We start from the raw sequence: 19,994 nt of genomic DNA, 5'->3' as shown, positions 1-19,994 counted from the left end.
TCGCCTCTTGACCCGGCAGCCGGGTCGAGGGTTTTCGCCGCGCCTGTGGCCGACGCGTCGAGCCTGGCGGAGGTGGCTACGGCGCGGGATCTGCGCTCGTGGTGGCTGGGGAACCGACCGGGTTGGGTGGACGCGGGCTGGTATGAGGCGCCGATCCGTCCCGGGGTTCTCGATTTGTTGACCTTGCCAGCGGGTCCGGGCCTGGTGGAGGCGTTGACCGCTCTTGGGTGGGGGCCGTGCCCGGCGGATCACAGCGGTGAACAAATGCCCGGGGATCCACCTCTTGGGCTTCCCGGTTCACCGTGCGCGTGCCAGGTTGTGCTGTTGGCCGCTTGGGAAGCTGTGGCTTCGTGGGTGTCAGCCCAACAAGCCCATGGCCTCGTGACCGCGGCGGGACCCGAACCAGTCATCGTGCCGCCTGTGGGTGCCTCGCCTGGGATCACTGATCCGGCTCGTGAAGAGATCGCCGCGGCGTTGCATTTGTCCCCTGGTAGCGCGGCGAATCGTATCCACGCGGCGCGGGAGTTGACCGCTCATCCCGATTTGCTTGGTTTGGTGTCGCGGGGCCAGTTACCGGGATTGTCGGCGCGGCTACTTCTGGCCGATGTGGCGAACCTGGACACACAGGCCGCCTTGGAGGTGACCGCCGCTGTTGCTGGGCGGGTCCAGAAGCGGTGGCTGGCTGGTTCCCGGGTGTGGACCTGTGCGGAGGTGCGCCGCACCGCCAAGGGGATCAAACACAATCTCGCGCCGCCTCTGCTGGAGGAGGCCCGCTTGAGGGCACGCCAGGACCGCCGCGTGGAGTTACGCGACGAACAAGACGGCATGTGTGAACTACTCGCCCTACTACCCCAGGAGGAAGGCGGAAGGATCTGGCGGCGCCTGACCGCGATCGCCAAAGGCATGTCCAGTGACGGCACCGGGCGTCACATCGACCAGATCCGCGCCGACACCCTCACCGACCTAATCCTGAACAACCCCACGGGCTCCGCCGCTGGTTCCGCCGCTGCCGGCGTTGAGGTGAACGTGGTCGTTGGTTTGGACACGCTACTGGGACTAGCCGAGGACCAAGGTGATGTGACTGGTTTGGGTCCGGTCCCGGCCACCGTGGCTCGTGAGCTGGCCGCTGATGGTACGTGGAGGGCCTGGATCACTGATGCGGCGTCGTCGACGGAGACGGCGACTGGTTCTCGAACGTACACCCCGGGTGCGGCGTTGGCTCGGTTGGTTCGGGCCCGTGAACCGTATTGCCGCCATCCTGGGTGTCGCCGCCAGTCCCAGGCTTGCGATCTTGATCACGCCGTAGCGTGGCCCAAGGGGGCTACCACAGCGGAGAACCTTGGGCCGTTGTGTCGGAGGCATCACAACATCAAGACGCACCACGGCTGGGACCTCGACCTGGGCCTGGACCCCGACCCTGGCCCAGACCCCAAGACCGGGCAAGACGGCAACGAGGCAGCGGCCGGCTGGACATGGCGCACCCCAGCGGGCATCACCATCACCGACAAGCCCCCGCCGCTACTACTGGAGTAGCGCCACTACGGGAGTAGCCGGGGTGGGGGCCCGAGGCCGCGCCCCCACCCAAATCCGAAGGGCCGCATATGTTGATCATGGCGGTCGATGACCACTCAGGAAGGGAAGATCGCTGACGAGCTTGATCACCAGAGGATTTGCATCAGCCGGGCAATCAGCCCCGCGGGAAAGGCAGCACGCCGGGAGCGAGCAAGTGGGCCAGCGGGTTATCGACGGTCCATCTGCGCCGGAACGTGAAGCGGTCAAGAACCTCCACCCCCACGACAGGCCACGCCGGCAAGCCAAGGTCTGCCCTGTGCTCGTCCCACAAGGCCAGCGCCCTCTCGACTACGCCGCGGCAGTCCTGGCCCTCGTCCCAGTACCTCAACTCCGCTGTGTCGCCGGCGAACCGCACGGCCATGTCAAAGGGGTGGAGGAACGCCAGCTCGGTCAGCGAGTCCTGAAGCTGGCGCACCGGGCTCGGGTTGCCGTGCAGAGTCACAGTGACATGCCACAGCACGCCAGGCACCCGAACGCTCCCGTCTGCGTCAGACACGGATGCGCCTCCTTCGCGGCTCGCCAGGCCCGTCAAGCCCTCGGCAGGACAACCAGCGAGTCGCGGTGCACGATCTCACGCTCGTATGAGGACCCGAACTCCCGCGCCAGATCCTTCGTGGACCGGCCCAGCAGCCGTGGTAGTTCCGCCGAGTCAAAGTTCACCAGTCCCCGGGCCACAATGCCCCCGTTTTCGTCCAAGATGTCCACCGGATCTCCCGCGGTGAATCTGCCATCGACTCGCATGATCCCAGCCGGCAGCAGCGACTTCCGTCGTTGCACTACCGCCGAGACGGCCCCACTGTCCAGATGGAGGGCCCCCACAGCCGTCGCGGCGTGCGCCAGCCACAGCAGGCGAGTTGGCACTCGGCGGCCCGTTACGTGGAAGTACGTGCCTACTCCACTCCCGGCAAGGGCCGCGGCGGCATCATCAGCCGAAGCCACTAGCACCGGGATACCCGCGCCGGTGGCGATGCGCGCGGCCTCAACCTTCGTGCGCATCCCGCCTGACCCGATGCCTGACTGACCCGGCTTGCCGAACTCGATCCCGTTCAGATCATCGGCGGTGCGCACAGACCTGACGAGCCGACTGCCTTCACGATGAGGTGGCCCGTCGTACAGGCCGTCAACATCGCTGAGCAGGATCATGGCGTCGGCGTGTACTAGATGCGCGACCAGCGCCGCCAGGCGGTCATTGTCGCCGAACCGGATTTCGTCGGTAGCGACCGTGTCGTTCTCGTTGACGACAGGCACCACGCCCAGCTCCATGAGCCGGTACAGCGTCCTTTGGGCATTCCGGTAGTGGGCGCGGCGAACGACATCTTCGGACGTCATCAGGACTTGTCCGACGATGAGCCCACGCTGAGAGAACGATGCCGCGTACACCGCCATCAACGCGGTTTGGCCAACGCTGGCCGCGGCCTGCTGCGTCGCCAGGTCCCGAGGTGGGCGTCTCAGACCAAGAGGCGCCAGGGCCGCCGCGATCGCGCCGCTTGTCACCAGGACGACTTGCCGCCCCGCCAGCGTGGCGTCGGCGACCACATCAGCGATCCCCTTGACGCGCTCAGAGCTCAGCCCGTCTCCGGGCATGGCAAGCGACGACGATCCGATCTTGACCACGACCCTGCGGACCGACCCGAATACCGTGCGCCCGCTCATCGGCCGTCCAACCGTGTGTCTGTACCGCGAGGTCCCTCGGCTCGGCCATCCCCGGCGCGGATCGCGGGTTCCCAATCGAAGACAACGCCGTCGTCTCCTCCGATCACGACGGTGCATCCAGGCGTGGCGCCCAATCGGACAAGTTCGTCCTCCACACCAAGCCGAGCGAGCCGATCGGCCAGGTAGCCGACAGCCTCGTCATTACCGAAATCGGTCTGGCGTACCCAACGCTCCGGCCTCTCACCACTGACCTTGAACAGCTCGCCGTCGCGCACCACAGCGAAATCCGCTGAATCGACGCTGCGCGGCTTGATGACGATTCGCCTCGCCTCAACGGGCTCATCGCGCCGCTGATCTGACAGAATTCCAGCGATCGCGAAACCCAGGTCCCTAAGTCCCTCGTGTGTGGCCGCGCTCACCAAGACCACCGGCAATCCCCGAGCCTGGACTTGGGGGCGGACCATCTCGGCCAACTCTCTGCCGTCAGGCACGTCGACCTTGTTCAGTGCCACGATTCGCGGCCTGTCGTCGAACCCTCCATAAACGGCGAGTTCGGCTTCGATCACGTCAAGATCTGAGACGGGGTCGCGCCCCTGCTCCAAAGTCGCGCAGTCCACGACATGAACTATGACCCCGCAGCGCTCGACGTGCCGCAGAAACTCCAAACCGAGCCCCTTGCCCTGGCTCGCGCCGGGAATCAACCCGGGAACGTCCGCGATCGTGAACGATCCATCCCCGGCGGCGACCACGCCCAGGTGAGGCCGCAAGGTCGTGAACGGGTAGTCGGCGATCTCTGGCCTCGCAGCCGACATCGCCGCGATCAAGCTCGACTTCCCGGCACTCGGGAACCCAACGAGCCCAGCATCCGCGATCGACTTCAGCTCCAGGACCGCATCGAGTTTCGCTCCCGGCTCCCCCAGCAAGGCGAAGCCCGGCGCGCGCCGGTTGGGAGAGGCGAGCGCGGCGTTGCCAAGTCCTCCCCGACCACCCCGCGCCAGAATGAACGTGTCTCCAGGACCCATCAGGTCAGCGATCCGACCTCCCGAGAGCGTGCTAGCCACAGTCCCTCGGGGCACTCGGACCACGAAATCGTCACCGTCGGAGCCGGTCTGGTTTCCGCCTCGGCCAGCCGAACCGTTGCTCGCGCGCAGGTGAGGCCGCCGATGCACCCCCAGCAAGGTAGTAACCCCGGAGTCCACTTCCAGCACAACCGACCCTCCGGACCCGCCGTTGCCGCCAGACGGCCCACCCAGGGGCTTGAACTTCTCCCGGCGGACTGCCGAGCAGCCATCACCCCCGTCTCCCGCGGTCGCGTGGACGATGACCCGGTCGACGAAGAATGAATTCATCCCAGGAATCTCACTGTCTCAAGGCAAACGCCCGGGCACTAGGAAGCGATGATGTTCACGACACGGCGGCCACGGGCAGTTCCGAAGTCAACCGTGCCGCCGACCAGAGCGAACAGTGTGTCGTCGCCTCCCCGGCCCACGTTGGTACCCGGATGGAAGTGCGTTCCGCGCTGGCGCACGATGATCTCGCCAGCGGACACAGCCTGCCCGCCGAAGCGCTTCACCCCGAGCCGCTGCGCGTTGCTGTCACGTCCGTTCCTGGAGGAAGCCGCGCCCTTCTTGTGTGCCATTGCTCAGATCCCACTTTCGATGCGGGTCACGCGAAGCCTGGTTTGGTCCTGGCGGTGGCCCTGCCGACGGCGATACCCGATCTTGTTCTTGAAGCGAACGATCTTGATCTTCGGCCCACGGAAGTGCTCGACAACCTCAGCCTTCACGGTTGCCTTCGCCAAAGCATCCGCGTCGCTGGTGACGGTGGAGCCGTCGACGATCAGTAGGGCAGCCAAGTCCACTACGGCGCCGGGAGTGTCATCCGACCTATTGATGTCGATGACATCTCCGACTGCCACTCTCTCCTGGTGCCCTCCGGCACGCACGATGGCATACATGTGCCCGCTCCCTAGATAATCACTTGGCTCACAGCGTGCTGCTTCCGCGCCCGCCCAGCCGGGATCTAGGGTACGGAGTCAGCGCGCGACCGGTCAAACCGCCTCCGCGTCCGCGGACTGTTTCGCCTCAGAAGCGGCCGGCTGCGCCGCCTGAGCCGACGCGACCGAGTCGCTGGCCTTGTCGGTCTCGGTTACCGCGGATTCCGCATCGCGCCTTACCGACTCGGTCGGGTCATGGGCGCCCTGCGGTCGTACTGACCGGCCGCGGCCGGTCCGGTTGCGCTGTTCAACCGGCTCGGAGTGCACCTTGACGCCGCGGCCGTCGCAGACCTCGCACGGCTCGCTGAACGTCTCAAGGAGCCCCTGGCCGATCCTCTTCCGGGTCATCTGTATCAGTCCCAGGGAAGTCACTTCCGCCACCTGGTGCTTCGTCCTGTCGCGCCCGAGACACTCGACCATTCGGCGAAGCACGAGGTTCCGGTTGCTCTCCAGGACCATGTCGATGAAGTCGATGACGATGATGCCGCCGATGTCCCGTAACCGGATCTGCCGAACGATTTCTTCGGCCGCCTCCAGGTTGTTCTTTGTAACGGTCTCCTCAAGGTTGCCGCCTTGGCCGGTGAACCTGCCTGTGTTCACATCCACGACGGTCATCGCCTCGGTCTTATCGATGACGAGCGATCCTCCCGACGGGAGCCATACCTTGCGGTCGAGCGCCTTGGACAGCTGTTCATCAACGCGATTCGCCTTGAACACGTCAGCTTCTTCGGTCCACTTGCTGACCCGATCCAGCAGACCTGGGGCGTTCGCGGACACGTAGTCGTGCAAAGTGCGCCACACTTCGTCGCCAGAGACGACCAGCGACTCGAAGTCAGAGTTGAAGATGTCCCGGACGACACGCAAAGCCAAGTCCGGCTCGCTGTGCAGAACCGCGGGTGCGACAGCGGTCTCAGCCTGCTCACGAACCCGATCCCACGCGGCCGAAAGTTGGCTGATGTCGCGGGACAGGTCCTCCTCGCTCACGCCTTCGGCCGCGGTCCTGACGATGACACCAGCGCCTTCGGGCACGATCGTCTTCAGGATCGACCTCAGCCGCGCCCTCTCCTGATCGGGGAGCTTGCGGCTGATCCCAGTCATTGACCCGTCCGGGACCAGAACCAGGAACCTGCCGGGCAACGAGACCTGGCTGGTCAGCCTGGCCCCCTTGTGGCCCACCGGGTCCTTCGTCACCTGGACCAGTACGTTGTCTCCGGACGACAGTGCCTGCTCTATGCGTTTGGCCTGCCCCTCAAGACCCGCGGCGTCCCAGTTCACCTCGCCCGCGTACAGCACAGCGTTGCGGCCTCGGCCGATATCGACGAACGCGGCCTCCATGGAGGGCAGCACGTTCTGGACCTTGCCGAGGTAGACGTTTCCGACCATGGAAGTGACTGTGGCACGGTTGACATAGTGCTCAACCATGATGCCGTCCTCCAGCACCGCGATCTGGGTTACGCGCCCCCTCTGGCGCACGATCATGCCCCGACGCACCGACTCCCGGCGTGCCAGGAACTCGGCCTCAGTCAGCACTGGCGCGCGGCGCCGTCCTGACTCGCGGCCCTCGCGCCTGCGCTGCTTCTTCGCCTCCAGCCTCGTTGAGCCCTTGAAACTGGCCACCTCATCGCCTGAGCTCGGTTCCTTCTTCTCACTGGCCCCAGTGCTTCCCGTGGCTTCGCCGTTGCCGCCAGCTGGGCGCCTGCGGCGGCGCCTGCGCCGGGCAGCGTTTCCACCGGTGTCCTGTTCGGATTCGGGCTCCTGGCCCTCGCCGGACTTGTCGGCATCTTCGGTCTGGCCCGCGTCGGAAGGCTTCCCGGCGCCGGAGGGCTTGCGGCCGACCGCCGAACCCGAACCCCCGCTGTCTGATCCGGTCTGGCCCGCGGACTGCTGCCCACGGGTTTGACGGTTTCGGTTGCGGCTAGGCGGGGGTGTGGTTGAGTCGCCTCCCTGTGACGTCTCCCTGGTCTCATCTGGCCGCGAACTACGCGCGGGCGGCTCCGGCGGAGGCTGGAACAGAGGAATACCAGCTGGTCCAGCGAGTGGAGCTGCTGGCCTTCCGGTCTCTGGCCGCTTCTCGCTACGTGCCGACTTGGACTCGGCCGACTGCGAGCCGAAAGGCAACGCGACCGCCGAGGCTCGGGAGTTTTCTTCGGGAGCCGCTTTCGGCTTGCTTTCTTCGTCGAGCATGCGCTCGATCCCTTCACGGCCCCCGGATGTCTCCACCGCTGGAGGACCTTGGTCGTCCGACTCGTCCTGCGAGCCGCAAGTCTTCGGTCATGTGTCGCGTGCCATGTCGGCACACTCGCGATGTCCTATAGATCAACGGCGAGAGGGTCACCGATCATGCCCAACTCGTCCATCGGACCTTGCGCCAACCGAGTCACAAGCACCGGCTGCTTCGCTACAAGTTCCGCCTGCTCGGTGAGAGCTGTCAGGACTTCGCTTGGTCGAACAGACGGTGTGACGTTCCGCACGACCATGTGCAGTATCGCACACTCGCCCCCAGAGTCTGAGAATTCGCCGGTCACGCCAGTCGACACGAGCGCATCAGTGACGATCAAGTCGCGGCGTCCCTTGTGACTGACCCGCGTCACTGTCACCGGCGCCAGGCCATGTAGCCGGTCGCATGCCGCCGCCATATCAGGTCCGGCCACTCCTGGGAACTCAAGCCTCCACTGACTCGCTTCGAGCAAGTCCGTCAGCCTGCCCGCAGCCTTGGGAGCCACGGTCACGATTCCGAACCCGCACGGCAAGGCGTTGTTCAGGTCGTCCTTGACCTCGCCCAGGTCCACGCACGTCGCCAGCCCCAACTCCAGGTACTCTGCCTCGCTTGCCACTCCAGTTGGTGCGGCATTGGTATAGGAGATCCGCGGATGAGGGCTGAATCCGCCACTTGAGGCAACCGGGAGTCCGGCCCGTCGAACCGCTCGTTCCAGGCTGCGTTGGAAGTCGCGGTGACTGGCGAAACGCATACGATCGGTCTTTCGGTACCGCAACCACAGGCGCTGTGCCACAGGCTGTGCCTCATGCGGAGGCTTCCTCATTGGCGCGCTCTCCGCGACAGTTCCGCCCGGTGAGCGGCGCCCGGCGATGCGAGTTGAGTATCCGTTCCGAGCTGGTCGCATACCCCGCAGATCGAGCAGGGCGCCCAGCGACAATCCCCCAGTTCGTCGTCCGCCAGGGCGTCAGTCCACTCCTGCCAGAGCCACTCGGTGTCTAGACCGGCATCCAGATGAGCCCACGGCAGGATTTCGTCGTGCTCGCGCTCGCGCGTTGTGTACCAGCCAAGCGACACCGGCGTGCCTCGCCAGACGTCCTCGGCGGCCTTCATCCAGCGGTCGAACGAGAAGTACTCACTCCACGCGTCAAACCGGCCTCCCCGCCGCCAGACTTCCTCGATGACGGCCCCTACCCTGCGGTCACCCCGGGCCAGCAAGCCTTCCACTACCCCCGGCCTGCCGTCGTGGTACTTGACCTTTATCGCCCGGGCGAACTCTCGTTGCCCGCGGATCTGGTCCCTGATCATGGCCAGGCGCCTGTCGGTCTCCTCGTAATCGAGCTGGGCAGCCCACTGGAACGGAGTGTGCGGTTTGGGTACGAAGCCGCCGACGGAAAGGGTGCATCTGACATCTGAGCGTCCCGTGGCCTGTCGGCCAGCGCGAATCACCTCCGTGGCCAGGCGTGCGATTTGACGCACGTCGTCGTCGGTTTCGGTGGGCAGACCGCACATGAAGTACAACTTCACATGCCTCCAGCCGCTGGCGTAGGCCGCCGTCACGGTTGCCATCAGGTCCGCCTCTGTCACGTTCTTGTTGATCACGCGTCTCAGGCGTTCGCTGCCCCCCTCAGGCGCGAATGTGAGCCCGGACCGCCGACCGTTGCGCGATAGTTCCCCTGCCAGCTCGATGTTGAACACATCCACACGCGTGCTTGGCAGGCTCAGGGCCACCCGCGAGCTGGCGTAAGTATCCGCCAGGACTTTCGCCAGGGATCCGATCTCGGAATGGTCAGCGGAAGACAGGCTGAGCAGCCCCACCTCGTCGTACCCGGTACTCGCCAGTCCGCAGGCGACCATCCGCGCCAGCGCCGCGCCGGATCGCTCTCGAACCGGCCGGGTGATCATGCCCGCCTGGCAGAATCGGCAACCACGCGTGCAGCCTCGGAATATCTCCACGCTCATCCGCTCGTGGACTGTTTCCGCGACAGGCACCACGGGAGCCCGAGGATACGGCCAATGATCCAGATCCATCAAGGTGTGCTTCGAAACTCGCCAGGGAACACCGGCGCGGTTCGGTTTGATGGACGCGATCGGCCCGTCCTGGAGATAGTCGACGTCATAGAAGGCGGGGACATAGACTCCGCCCGTGGCGGCCAGTCTGGCCAGTAGTCCATCGCGGCCGCCGCGTTCACCGCCGAGCTTCCAGTCCCGGATGACGCCAGTAACGGCGGCCACGGTCTCCTCCCCGTCGCCCAGAATCACGCCGTCAAGGAAGTCGGCGAGCGGCTCGGGGTTGAACGCGGAGTGTCCGCCAGCTATGACCAGAGGGTCGCTAGGCTTCCTGTCCGCTGCGTGCAGCGCGATGCCCGCAAGATCAAGCACGCTGAGCAGGTTCGTGTGGCCCAGTTCGGTCGCCAGACTCACGCCAAGAACATCGAACGCTGCCAGGGGGCGGTGACAGTCAACAGTGAACGCCGGCACCCCCGCCTCGCGCATAGCGTCTTCCAGGTCGGGCCACACGGCGTAAGCGCGCTCAGCCAGTACGCGATCCAGGTTGTTCAGGACCTCATACAGGATCTGAATCCCCTGATTCGGGGCTCCGACCTCGTACACGTCCAGGTAGAGCAGAGCCCATCGCACATCCGCGGCATCCCAGTCCTTGCGGACCGAGTTGACCTCGCCGCCGACATACTGCACCGGCTTGGCCACGCGCCCGAGCAGGGGCTCGAGGGCGCCAAACACCGAATCAACCAAACTGAGCCTCCGCGTCGCCCCGGTCCGAGTACCTCAGGGTACGTCGCGCGCGCTCATCGACCGATTCGTCAGGTCGCGTCCCGGCGACTACGAACGGGCGAAGAACAGCTTCTGGGCGCCGTTGTCGCCGCCGTTCGGGCTCTGCGCCTTGATGTCAAAGTCCGCCGTGGTCCAAGCTGCGCCTTGGCCGGTCCACATGTCGTCCACACAATCGTCGATGCTCATCCGCCAGGCGAAGACGCGTCCTGTCCCGGCGGTGTCGCCGGTGCCGTCGGTCACGAATTCGCCGGGGAGAGCAGCTCCGCTAGACATGTCCTTGAAGCTCTGGCAGTTGCCTCCTTTGGCTGATCCAGCGACTCCGGCTGGCCTGTTCGGCAGATCCGCGTAGTAGTTCAGCAGGCCTTGGTTGACGAAGATGCCATTCGGTCCGAAGCCCGATTCTCCTGACATCGACATCCTCTGCGGGACGTACCAGACCAGTCTGACCGTACCTCCGGCTGGAACGTGGATCGGATCGCCGGTACTGCCCTTGATGACACCAGCGTCGTAGTCGATCACGCCACTTTCCACCGCCGTGCCAGCGGCGTCGTACGTCGTGTAGCTCTGCAATGCCGGCGTTGTCACGAACGCGAAGTTGAGAACTCCCGGAATCTTCGTACCGTTGTTGTCCTCAGCGATGATCGTGTCGCCCCCGCCAATCTCAGTGTGCTTCAGACCGGGGTACGCCGGTATCCCTCCCGGCACGCTACCGGCCCCGATATTCCACTGGAAGTCCCCTGTCCCGCCAGCGGGAGCGCTCCATGACCCCTTCGGGCAGTAGGGCATCGTGCACTCGTAGTCCCCTCCCGGGATCGACTGAATTGCCAGCGTTGTCTTGGCGGCCAGCGAAGCATCGATCGCGGTCAGGATCACAGCGACACTGGTGCCTGGGGCGAACAGGTTGGCGTTGATCACGTCCGACAGATTCGGTGACGTCGCCTTGTAGTTGCTGAACAGCATCAGGCCACCGCCTCCTGGCGGCGGAGGCTCAGCAAGCGTGGTGAAGGCATCGGCGGACTTCAGGGTCGCGGGAACCCTGACCTTGCCGTGGCGGTTCGTCTTATCCACGTTGTTCAGCACCCGGTTGCCGTTCGCGTCCAGATCGAACACGTTCACATACCCGTCGCGGTCCAGATCCGCCGCACGCTTCGACGCCGCGGACTTCTGCAGCATCATCTTCTTCTTCACGCTCACAACGCCCTGGTGGCGAGCTCCCTTGGGCCGTCCCTTCTTGGCGAGTGCGCTCGCCCCTACGGCGAAATTGGCCTTGCGCGCGAGCTTCTTCCTCAGCTTCTTGCTCGATTTGACCTTCGCGTACCCGTTTAGAACCTTGACCTTCCCGATGTTGACGCCACTGCCGACAGACTTCAGGTAGATGTGAGCGCGCTTGCCCTTCTTGCTCTTCGCCAGCACGAGCGGACCGGCGTACACGCCGTCCCTCGTGATCAAGTGCAGGCTGGAGCCATCCCTGACGCGCAGTGAGAAGTTCCCCTTCTTCTTCAGAATCTTCCGGGCCATGACGTACCCCGCACGACTCATCGTTAGCAGAGTCATTCCCTTGGCCTTCTTCACCTTGCCCTTGGCTTTGACTGCTCTCACCGAAGGTGCGTATGACGACGCCTGGCTGTCCGACTCCGTGTCAACAGCCCCCGATGCGGGAACCCCCATCCCCACGAACAACAGCCCCGTCGCACTCAGCGGCACCACAGCCTTGGTCACAAACGCCGATCTCAACATGATCACTCCCAGGGATCGCACTTCAACCCACCGTATCCCCATGTCAGCCTTTGTCGCGCGCCGAAGTGGCGAGAAACCCTGATTGTGCGTAGTGCCCTAGGAACTGCGACCCGACGCCAACCTGACCAACTGCAGCAGTCCGATCCCGAGCCACGTCGCGATCAGCGAAGACCCACCGTAGGAGACGAACGGCAAGGTCACGCCCGTCACCGGCATCAGCCCAAGATTCATCCCGATGTTCTCGAACCCCTGGAAGGCGAACCACGCCACGCAACCCACAGCCACGAGCCGCCCGAACAGGTCCAAGGCCTCCGACGCCGTCCTCAGGCCCCGCCAACACACCACAGCCAGCGCGACCACGAGCGCCAGCGCGCCGACAAATCCCAACTCCTCAGCCGCGACGGTGAAGATGAAGTCACTGTCGTTCACCGGCACGAACCCACCCTGCGTTTGCGGCCCAGAGAACAGACCGCTACCGAAGAGGCCCCCAGCTCCGATCGCCGTGCGCGCCTGCAAAGTGTTGTGGCCAGATCCGAGCGCGTCAGACGCCGGATCCAGAAAGGACCTGAATCTCGCTATCTGATAATCCGCGAGTGCGCCCAACCGCCAAGCGAGCACGCCGACCGTGATGGCTGTCCCCGCCAGCGCCGCCAGCCACACGCGCGGCACACCCGCGACGAGCAGCATCGCCCCGGTGATGCCAACCATGACCAAGGCCGTGCCCGTGTCGCGCTGTGCTAGCACGATCAGGACCGGCACTCCTGCGACCCCCAATGCCGCAGCCACTTCTCGGACGCCCGGCTGGACCAGGCGCGGCCGGTCACCAACCAGAACCGAAGCCAAAGCGAGGATCAAGGCGAGTTTGGCGAACTCGGAGGGCTGCAGAGTGAAACCTCCGGGCACGGCTACCCAAGCCCTCGCCCCAGAGATCGAGATACCCATCGGCGTGAACGGCAGCAACAGCAGAAGCAGTGAGCACGCGTACCCGAGCATCGCGTATCCCCGCAGAGCCCGTGCCTCGACGCGGGTCACGGCGAACGCCAGGAACACAGCGATTACGAGGCTCAGTGCCTGCCGCCGGGCCGGTCCGGCACCGTCGGTTGATTGCGTGGCCGACCAAACCAGGACACAGCCCAGAACCGATAGCACTAGAGCGGCCGCGATGAGCAGCCAGTCCATCCGAACCGCGGCCATCCGAATCCGCGCGCTTGTGCCAGACACGGTCACGGCACGCTCGGGCGCTCGTGTACGAAGGCTCATCGACCCACGACCCCGGGCAACGAATCCGGTGGACCCGACGGACCGAAGACAGATGGCCGACCCACTCCGAACAGCGCCGAGTAGATGCTCGCCGCCACGGGAGCCGCGACCTCGCCGCCCGTACCGCCCTCCCCCACGGTCACCACGACCGCGTACCTCGGCGAGTCGGCGGGAGCGAATGACGCGAACCACGCGGTCGACTGCCGACCCTCCACCTGCGCGGTTCCTGTCTTGCCCGCGATCGGGTGGCGCCCCAGCGGAAACCCAGCGAACGCCCGTCGCCCGGTCCCCCGCGTGACGGCCCCGGCCATCGCCCTGGCAAGCAAACGCTGAACTTTCGCCGAGAGCTTCATCCGGTCGGCCCGCTCTGGATTGACTTCCCTGACGACCGAGCCTCCCTCTTCTACGACCGCTCGGCCGATCGTCGGCTGCCAGACATCCCCTCCATTCGCCAGGGCAGCGTATGCCACGGCGAGCTGGATGGGAGTGACGGTGGTGAGGCCCTGGCCTATCGCGGCGTTGATCGCGTCCCCCTGTCGCCACAAGTTCCCGGTGCGGCAGTTCTCCCGGTCAAGCTTGGTGAAGTAGTCAGCCTTCCGCGCGTTCCTGCGTCGAAGCACCGGATAGCCGTCCCGAGCCGCCTGGCACCATGCCTTCTTGCGCTGCTCCCACAGGTCGTATTTGCTCGCGGGGCTCGCAACGACCCCAAAGGCCTCGCCTGGCAAGTCGATTCCGGTCTTGCTGTCCAGGCCAGCGTCAACCGCGGCGCCCGCGATCGGATCGACCTCGCCCGGACCTTCGCGCTCTCCCCCAGTCTTGCGCCAGATCTGATCCCCAACGCGATAGAAGACCGTGTTGCACGAAACCTCGATCGCCCTGGCCAAGGTGACGCGCCCGAACGTCTCGTTCTCGAAGTTCCGGAAGGTTCTGTCCCCCGCTTGGTACTGAGCTGGGCAGTCGTAGTAGCGACTCAGATCGAAGCCCTGACGATCCATCGCGACAACTGTGAACGGCTTGAATACCGACCCAGGTGGCGCCGTGGTCTGGATCGAGTGATCGAGCAGCGCGCCGTTCTTGCTCAAGGACTGGTAGTTCTTGTCGCTGATGCCTCCGACCCACAGGCTCGGGTCATAGTCCGGATTCGATGCCAGAGCCAGCACGCGGCCGGTTCGCACGTCCAGGACTACAGCGGAACCATAAGCGTTGTCGTTGCCAGCGGATCGAGCGGCGCTGACCGCCTGGGCCAGGCCAGCTTCAGCCACCTGCTGAAGATCCGCGTTGATGGACGTGACGAGGTTGGCCCCAGGCCTGGCGTAGCGGACGTATTCGGTCCCCAATGCCCTTCCCATGGCATCGACCGCGACACGGGACTCGCCCGCTTCGCCTCGTAGGTCACGGTCGTACTGCTTCTCCAACCCGGAACGGCCTACGGTGTCCAGCGCGGTCAACTCCGCTTGCTCCGCCAGGTCCTCAGCGCTGACGGCGCCGACGTAGCCAAGGACATGAGCGGCATTCACGCCAGAGCGGGGGTAGCTCCTGTCCACGATGGGGCCGAGGCGCAGGCCGGGGTACTGTTCCGGCTGCTCGGCAACCGGCAACACCTTCGCAGCCTCCACGCCCGCTGCCAGAACGACGGGTTCCGACGGCCCACCCGCCGAGCACATAGGGGGACTGGCGGCACCAGCGGTCCCGCACGGAATCATCCGCGTCTCCAGGTCCCCAGTGTCCTGCCCCAGCAGACTCGCCAAGCGGGCCATCACCGCAGCGCCTCCGTCCTCCTGCCCGGCCAGCTGGGAACGATCAGCTACGACAGCCACCGAGGCTGAGTTGGCGACTAGTGGTCGACCCTTGGAGTCCAGGATCAACCCGCGCGGCGCCGGTTCAATCAAGGTGCGGAAGCGATTCGACTCCGCCGCCCCGGCGAAGTCGGCCCCCTGGACAAGCTGAAGTTCAACCAAACGACCAAGCACAGCGACCAATAGCGCGCCCAGGAACACAGCCAGGATGCCAAGGCGCATCCCTGGTCTGTCGCCCATGAACGCCCTCCCTTCACCCCGGCGGCAAGATCGATCGCCGCCTACCCTCATGCCCCCGGCAACGACGCGCGCCTGGCGCGGCGCGGTGCGCCAGCCGGTGTCAGCCGCCGGAATGTCGCGGTGATCGCAGGGATCACGGCCACCCCCAGGAGCACGCTGTAGACCGCGCCGGTCACCAACGTAAGAGCCCAGTAGCCGAAGCTCCCAATCCCATGTCCCATCAGCCAGGCCAGCCCTGACTCGATCGTGACCGCGAGCACGCTCAGTCCAGCGACCAGGGCAGCCGTCTCCGCTGGCGCCAACCCCCGCGGATCACGCACCCGGCCGGCGAGCCACCCAACGAGTGTCAGCGCCAGCGCGGTCACTCCAAGGGTTCCGGCGGCCGGAGGCAGTACGTCCAGCAGTAGCCCCGCGCCGAACCCCGAGTAGGCACCAAACGACGAGCCCGCGGCCATCGCCAGCCCAACCAAGACGACGAGGGTCAGGTCCGGCACGGCCCCCGGAAGCGGCAACCGGCTCAGCACCACGGTCTGAACAAGTGCCGCCACCAGTACGGCTGTCGTGGCCAGCAGGATCCGCCACCCAGCGGGAGTCATCGCTCGGCCTCCGCTCCATCAGCGCGTGGCACAAGCACTGCCACAACGTCCAACGCGGTCAGCCGGGCCACTGGGGCGAGCAGGATCTGCCGCGTGGTGCTGCCGACCGGTCCGGAGACTTCGCTCACGCGGGCGAGAGGGATGCCCGGCGGGTAGGGACTACCTCCGGGTGATCCGATCGTGTCGAGTTGGTCTCCGGCGGCGACATCAGCGAGCGGATCGACAAGCCTCGCGGTCAGGACGTCCGGGTTTCCCGATCCCGCAACGACCGCTGTTTCCAGCGAGCGGGCGAAGCGAGCACCGACCTCGCTGGCCAGGTCATCGATCAAGCGGACGGTACTCGTCGACGGACCGACCGCTATGACCCTGCCGACCAGCCCTGACCCCGAAAGGACGGGCAGATCTACGACAATTCCGTCCGCTGATCCGCTATCAAGCGTCACGGTGGACCCGAGGGAGGAGGACGGCGCGGCGGCTACGACTCTGGCGAATCGCGCTTGGCGGTCGGCAACGTTCCAGCGGGCCAGCTCATCCGTCTGGCGCTGCTGCGACAGCCTGTCCAGCAGATGGTCGCGCTCGCGTTCGAGCTCGTCATTGCGGGCCCGCAGGTCCTCGACGGTTCCAGCGAGATCACCCGTGTCCGCGACCGGTAGCGGCCCTTCGCGCAACGGACCCAGGGCCGAATCAGACCATGCCTGCAGGGGTCCGCCTATCGCCTGCCCGATCGACCGCAACAGCACCGTCGGGCCCTGCCGAACGTCCACCATCATCAATGTCACTGCCACCAGAGCCAGGATGAGAACCACTGGCATCCGTTTGGGGGTCCTTCGGACCGTTCCGCGGCGCGGTCGGCGCGGGGGACTCCCCAAGTCCGGGGGCTGAAGGATGTCGGTGGTCACGAGCTACCGCCGTGGCCGGGCAGCGAGCACCGGTTCCAGGGCGGCGAAATCCTCGACGCACCGTCCGGCTCCATAGGCGACGCATCGAAGCGGGCCCTCAGCGACCCGAACCGGCATCCGGGTCTCGTGCTCCAAACGCTCAGCCATTCCCCGCAGAAGTGCCCCGCCGCCAGTGAGCATGATTCCACGGTCCATCACATCGCCCGCTAGCTCCGGCGGGGTGCGGTCGAGTGCTGTGCGCACCGCGTCCACAATCCCTGTCACCGGCTCGTCCAGCGCCTCACGGACCTCTGCGGCTGTCACTACGACGGTCCTCGGCAGGCCACTGACGAGGTCGCGACCGCGAATTTCCGCGTCTGGCTCGTCGGGTGCGGGGTAGGCCGAGCCGATGGTCACTTTGATGCGTTCCGCGGTCCGCTCCCCAAGCAGTAGCGAGTACTCCTTCTTCGCGTACTGCACCAACGCGTCATCAAGTACGTCGCCGCCGATCCGGACGGACAGACTCGTTACGACGCCGCCCAGGGAGATGACCGCTACTTCCGTGGTTCCGCCGCCGATGTCCACAACCATGCTGCCGGCCGCCTCGTAGACGGGCAGGCCGGCTCCGATGGCCGCCGCCATCGGTTCCTCGATCAGGAACACCTTGCGTGCCCCGGCCGCGTATCCAGCGTCCTCGACCGCGCGCCGTTCCACTCCAGTGATACCGGAGGGCACACACACGACAACCCTGGGCTTGGCCAAAGCACGCTTGGCGTGAGCGCGCTGGATGAAGTAGCGCAGCATGTCTTCGGTCGCCTCGAAATCGGCGATGACACCATCGGAGAGTGGGCGTATGACCGAGACCTCAGCGGGTGTGCGGCCAACCATGTCCTTGGCTCGCGAACCGGCGGCGATCAGCGCTCCAGATTTGGTGTCGATAGCCACGACGCTCGGTTCGTCCAGCACAACACCACGCCCGCGCACATACACCAACGTGTTGGCCGTTCCAAGGTCGACCGCGAGATCTCGACCCAGAACAGCGACGCTCAGCCGAATCAAGCCACCCCCACGATCGCCCACCTCAGGTCCGCCATGCTACGCGGGGAATGCCGGTCCGGGAAGGCCCCGCGCTGACTCAACGCCCGCGCTCCCGCCAGCGTGTGTGGATGCGACTCCACCGCGGGTTCGAATCCCACCGCTGTGTGATGTCTTAGGACACTCCAGACACGTGACCCTGTGTCTTGTGCCCCGGATCTACCCGAAAATGTCGTTACCCGGCCAGATCTAAGGCGGGTAACGACACTTTCGGGTAGATCACTAGCGTCGATCAGCAACGAGGTGACGCAAAACCCATCTGGGTCATGGAACTCCGCGACCACGCAGGCATCCATCCCCCGCAGGTGAGGGTATCCCCTGCGCCAATCCGGCCCGGGCAAGCGCCCGATTCCGCTGCTCGCGGGGTCGGTCCGGCGCAACCCGACTAGCCGCTCCTCACAGGTCAGGGAAGAAGATCCCGATCTCGCGGCTGGCTGAATCAAGGGAGTCCGAGCCATGCACGACGTTGTTCTGCAGCTCTGTGGCCAGATCTCCGCGGATCGTGCCGGGCGCCGCGTCCACAGGATTGGTCGCGCCCATCATCTGGCGCCACGCCACCACAACGTCGGGGCCTTCGATAACGGCCGCGACAAGAGGACCGCTGGTGATGAAATCGACCAGCTCGCCAAAGAACGGCTTCTCCGCGTGCTCGGCGTAGTGGCGCTGCGCTGTACCCACGTCGAGAGTGCGCAGTTCCAGCTTCACGAATCGGAAGCCCTTCGCCTCGATTCGAGATAACACTTCCGAGATCAGGCCCCGGGCGACGCCGTCGGGCTTGACCAGGACCAGGGTTCGTTCACTCACAGATGTCCTCCTCTGGGCGCTCAGACCGCAAGTATGCTCTCGCCTCCGCGGCCGTGACGACCGATCCGGTCACCAGCACGGCCCCATCGAGCTCAGTAGCCTTCGCCCGAGCGAAGTCGATGGCGTCGGGCAGTTCCTGGACAACTGTGACGCGCTCGGGCCCCCAGATCCGCTCCGCCACCTCCCCGAGCTCGTCCGCGCCCAGACTGCGGGGGGACGCGTTGCGCGTGACGATCACCAAATCGCAGGCCTCGGCCAGCGCATTCAGGATGCCGACAGCGTCCTTGTCAGCCATGACGGCCAGTACCACGACGAGGAAGCCCAACGAGAAGGACTCCGCCACCGCATCGGCCAGAGCTGCCGCGCCAGCCGGGTTGTGGGCCGCGTCCGTGATCACCAACGGATTGCCCGCGACCTGCTCCAGCCGCCCCGGGAACCGGACGTTCCCAAAAGCTGAAACAATCTCGCCGTCCAGACGCTGCCCGCAGGTCAGCATCTGCTCAGCGGCAACAAGCGCGGCGGCGGCGTTCTCGGCCTGATGACGACCGAAGGCAGGCACGAACACGTCGTCGTAGACCCCGGTAGGCGTCCTGATCGTCGACACCTGGCCACCCACGGCCAGCGAACGCGAGACGACATCGAAGTCGTGACCGAAGCGCACGAAAGTCGCGCCCGCATCCCGGCACCACCTGGTCAGCGTCGCCTCAACTTCCGGCAGCTGGGCGGAGATCACGACTCGCGCCCCCGACTTGATGATTCCGGCCTTCTCCGCTGCGATCAGCTCCACAGATTCCCCGAGCCAGTCAGTGTGGTCCAGCGAGATGGGTGTCACTACGGCCACGTCCGCGCGCGCCACATTCGTGGCATCCCACGCGCCACCGAGTCCGACTTCCAGAATCGCAACATCGACCGGCGCGTCCGCGAAGACTGAGAACGCCAGGCATGTGAGAACCTCGAAGAAGGTCATCCGTGAGCGCCCGCCGGACAATTCCTCCGCGTCGACCATGTCTATGTACGGGCGCACCTCCTCGAAGGCCGCCACGAACACCTCATCAGACACCGGCTGGCCGTCGACCGCGATCCTCTCGGTCACCGATTCGAGATGAGGGCTGGTGAACATCCCTGTGCGCAGACCGGCGGCGCGGATAAGCGCCTCGGCCATTCGCGCGGTTGAAGTCTTGCCGTTGGTCCCAGTGACGTGAATGACCCGGAATGATTCCCAGGGATCGCCGAGCAGCCGCCCGACCCTGGCCACCCTGTCCAGCGTCGGCTCCATGTCGTTCTCCGGCCGCCGCTCAAACAGGTCGGCCGCGACATCGGCCAGTTCCACCATCGGGTCAGTCTATGAAGCCACGTCCG

At 65.6% G+C, this 19,994-nt stretch carries 17 protein-coding genes; 1 reads left to right on the top strand and 16 read right to left on the bottom strand.

All coding sequences use genetic code 11. From position 1 onward, the window contains the following. Positions 1-1,533, top strand: a 1,533-nt coding sequence (locus Q8P38_03835) for a DUF222 domain-containing protein (GenBank protein ID MDP4013738.1), incomplete at its 5' end; no start/stop codon positions are given. 154 nt (positions 1,534-1,687) lie between these two features. On the opposite strand, the gene Q8P38_03830 is transcribed toward Q8P38_03835, so the two are convergent. The 16 genes from Q8P38_03830 to Q8P38_03755 all read right to left on the bottom strand — a co-directional run bounded on the left by Q8P38_03830 (position 1,688) and on the right by Q8P38_03755 (position 19,968). Next, positions 1,688-2,068: a hypothetical protein gene (locus Q8P38_03830; GenBank protein ID MDP4013737.1), complete on the bottom strand. Its 381-nt coding sequence runs from the start codon at positions 2,066-2,068 to the stop codon at positions 1,688-1,690. A gap of 32 nt (positions 2,069-2,100) precedes the next feature. Next, positions 2,101-3,225 carry a glutamate 5-kinase gene (proB, locus tag Q8P38_03825; GenBank protein ID MDP4013736.1) on the bottom strand — a complete coding sequence of 375 codons (1,125 nt, stop codon included), beginning with the start codon at positions 3,223-3,225 and terminating at the stop codon, positions 2,101-2,103. Further along, complete coding sequence (obgE, locus tag Q8P38_03820; protein ID MDP4013735.1) at positions 3,222-4,574, bottom strand: GTPase ObgE; 1,353 nt, start codon at positions 4,572-4,574, stop codon at positions 3,222-3,224. The genes proB and obgE overlap by 4 nt, the downstream gene beginning before the upstream one ends. 38 nt (positions 4,575-4,612) lie before the next feature. Next, entirely contained in the window at positions 4,613-4,864 is a 252-nt protein-coding gene (gene rpmA / locus Q8P38_03815) for a 50S ribosomal protein L27 (protein ID MDP4013734.1), read from the bottom strand. A gap of 3 nt (positions 4,865-4,867) precedes the next feature. Beyond that, the gene (gene rplU, locus Q8P38_03810; protein ID MDP4013733.1) at positions 4,868-5,182 is read right to left on the bottom strand and encodes a 50S ribosomal protein L21; all 315 of its coding nucleotides are present in this window, start codon (positions 5,180-5,182) and stop codon (positions 4,868-4,870) included. Between the two features lie 93 nt (positions 5,183-5,275). Further along, on the bottom strand, positions 5,276-7,405 hold the full coding sequence (locus Q8P38_03805) for an Rne/Rng family ribonuclease (GenBank protein MDP4013732.1): 2,130 nt from the start codon (positions 7,403-7,405) through the stop codon (positions 5,276-5,278). 125 nt (positions 7,406-7,530) lie between these two features. Further along, entirely contained in the window at positions 7,531-8,262 is a 732-nt protein-coding gene (locus tag Q8P38_03800) for a TIGR03936 family radical SAM-associated protein (GenBank protein ID MDP4013731.1), read from the bottom strand. Then, complete coding sequence (locus Q8P38_03795) at positions 8,259-10,190, bottom strand: TIGR03960 family B12-binding radical SAM protein (protein MDP4013730.1); 1,932 nt, start codon at positions 10,188-10,190, stop codon at positions 8,259-8,261. The genes Q8P38_03800 and Q8P38_03795 overlap by 4 nt, the downstream gene beginning before the upstream one ends. 87 nt (positions 10,191-10,277) lie before the next feature. Further along, positions 10,278-11,966 (bottom strand): hypothetical protein, encoded by a 1,689-nt coding sequence (locus tag Q8P38_03790; protein MDP4013729.1) that lies wholly within the window; start codon positions 11,964-11,966, stop codon positions 10,278-10,280. 96 nt (positions 11,967-12,062) lie between these two features. Beyond that, positions 12,063-13,226, bottom strand: coding sequence for an FtsW/RodA/SpoVE family cell cycle protein (locus Q8P38_03785; protein MDP4013728.1), 1,164 nt, complete (start codon positions 13,224-13,226; stop codon positions 12,063-12,065). After that, positions 13,223-15,262: a penicillin-binding protein 2 gene (mrdA, locus tag Q8P38_03780; GenBank protein ID MDP4013727.1), complete on the bottom strand. Its 2,040-nt coding sequence runs from the start codon at positions 15,260-15,262 to the stop codon at positions 13,223-13,225. The genes Q8P38_03785 and mrdA overlap by 4 nt, the downstream gene beginning before the upstream one ends. A gap of 47 nt (positions 15,263-15,309) precedes the next feature. Beyond that, on the bottom strand, positions 15,310-15,858 hold the full coding sequence (mreD, locus tag Q8P38_03775; GenBank protein ID MDP4013726.1) for a rod shape-determining protein MreD: 549 nt from the start codon (positions 15,856-15,858) through the stop codon (positions 15,310-15,312). Next, complete coding sequence (gene mreC / locus Q8P38_03770) at positions 15,855-16,670, bottom strand: rod shape-determining protein MreC (GenBank protein ID MDP4013725.1); 816 nt, start codon at positions 16,668-16,670, stop codon at positions 15,855-15,857. Before mreC ends, mreD begins: the two co-directional genes overlap by 4 nt. A gap of 90 nt (positions 16,671-16,760) precedes the next feature. After that, entirely contained in the window at positions 16,761-17,816 is a 1,056-nt protein-coding gene (locus Q8P38_03765) for a rod shape-determining protein (GenBank protein ID MDP4013724.1), read from the bottom strand. Between the two features lie 411 nt (positions 17,817-18,227). Next, on the bottom strand, positions 18,228-18,635 hold the full coding sequence (ndk, locus tag Q8P38_03760; GenBank protein MDP4013723.1) for a nucleoside-diphosphate kinase: 408 nt from the start codon (positions 18,633-18,635) through the stop codon (positions 18,228-18,230). After that, complete coding sequence (locus Q8P38_03755) at positions 18,628-19,968, bottom strand: Mur ligase family protein (protein MDP4013722.1); 1,341 nt, start codon at positions 19,966-19,968, stop codon at positions 18,628-18,630. Before Q8P38_03755 ends, ndk begins: the two co-directional genes overlap by 8 nt. Positions 19,969-19,994 lie beyond the last annotated feature (26 nt).

This window comes from Candidatus Nanopelagicales bacterium (assembly GCA_030700225.1).
Lineage (GTDB): Bacteria > Actinomycetota > Actinomycetes > S36-B12.
The sequence above is the reverse complement of the archived record's forward strand: the minus strand, read 5'-3'. Positions and strand labels throughout refer to the sequence as shown.

Coding starts and splice junctions, on each gene's coding strand:
- Q8P38_03785 (MDP4013728.1), bottom strand. CDS start 13,226: ATGAGCCTTCGTACACGAGCGCCCGAGCGTGCCGTGACCGTGTCTGGC.
- mrdA (MDP4013727.1), bottom strand. CDS start 15,262: ATGGGCGACAGACCAGGGATGCGCCTTGGCATCCTGGCTGTGTTCCTG.
- Q8P38_03805 (MDP4013732.1), bottom strand. CDS start 7,405: ATGCTCGACGAAGAAAGCAAGCCGAAAGCGGCTCCCGAAGAAAACTCC.
- mreC (MDP4013725.1), bottom strand. CDS start 16,670: ATGCCAGTGGTTCTCATCCTGGCTCTGGTGGCAGTGACATTGATGATG.
- obgE (MDP4013735.1), bottom strand. CDS start 4,574: ATGAATTCATTCTTCGTCGACCGGGTCATCGTCCACGCGACCGCGGGA.
- rpmA (MDP4013734.1), bottom strand. CDS start 4,864: ATGGCACACAAGAAGGGCGCGGCTTCCTCCAGGAACGGACGTGACAGC.
- Q8P38_03790 (MDP4013729.1), bottom strand. CDS start 11,966: ATGTTGAGATCGGCGTTTGTGACCAAGGCTGTGGTGCCGCTGAGTGCG.
- mreD (MDP4013726.1), bottom strand. CDS start 15,858: ATGACTCCCGCTGGGTGGCGGATCCTGCTGGCCACGACAGCCGTACTG.
- Q8P38_03800 (MDP4013731.1), bottom strand. CDS start 8,262: ATGAGGAAGCCTCCGCATGAGGCACAGCCTGTGGCACAGCGCCTGTGG.
- Q8P38_03755 (MDP4013722.1), bottom strand. CDS start 19,968: ATGGTGGAACTGGCCGATGTCGCGGCCGACCTGTTTGAGCGGCGGCCG.
- rplU (MDP4013733.1), bottom strand. CDS start 5,182: ATGTATGCCATCGTGCGTGCCGGAGGGCACCAGGAGAGAGTGGCAGTC.
- proB (MDP4013736.1), bottom strand. CDS start 3,225: ATGAGCGGGCGCACGGTATTCGGGTCGGTCCGCAGGGTCGTGGTCAAG.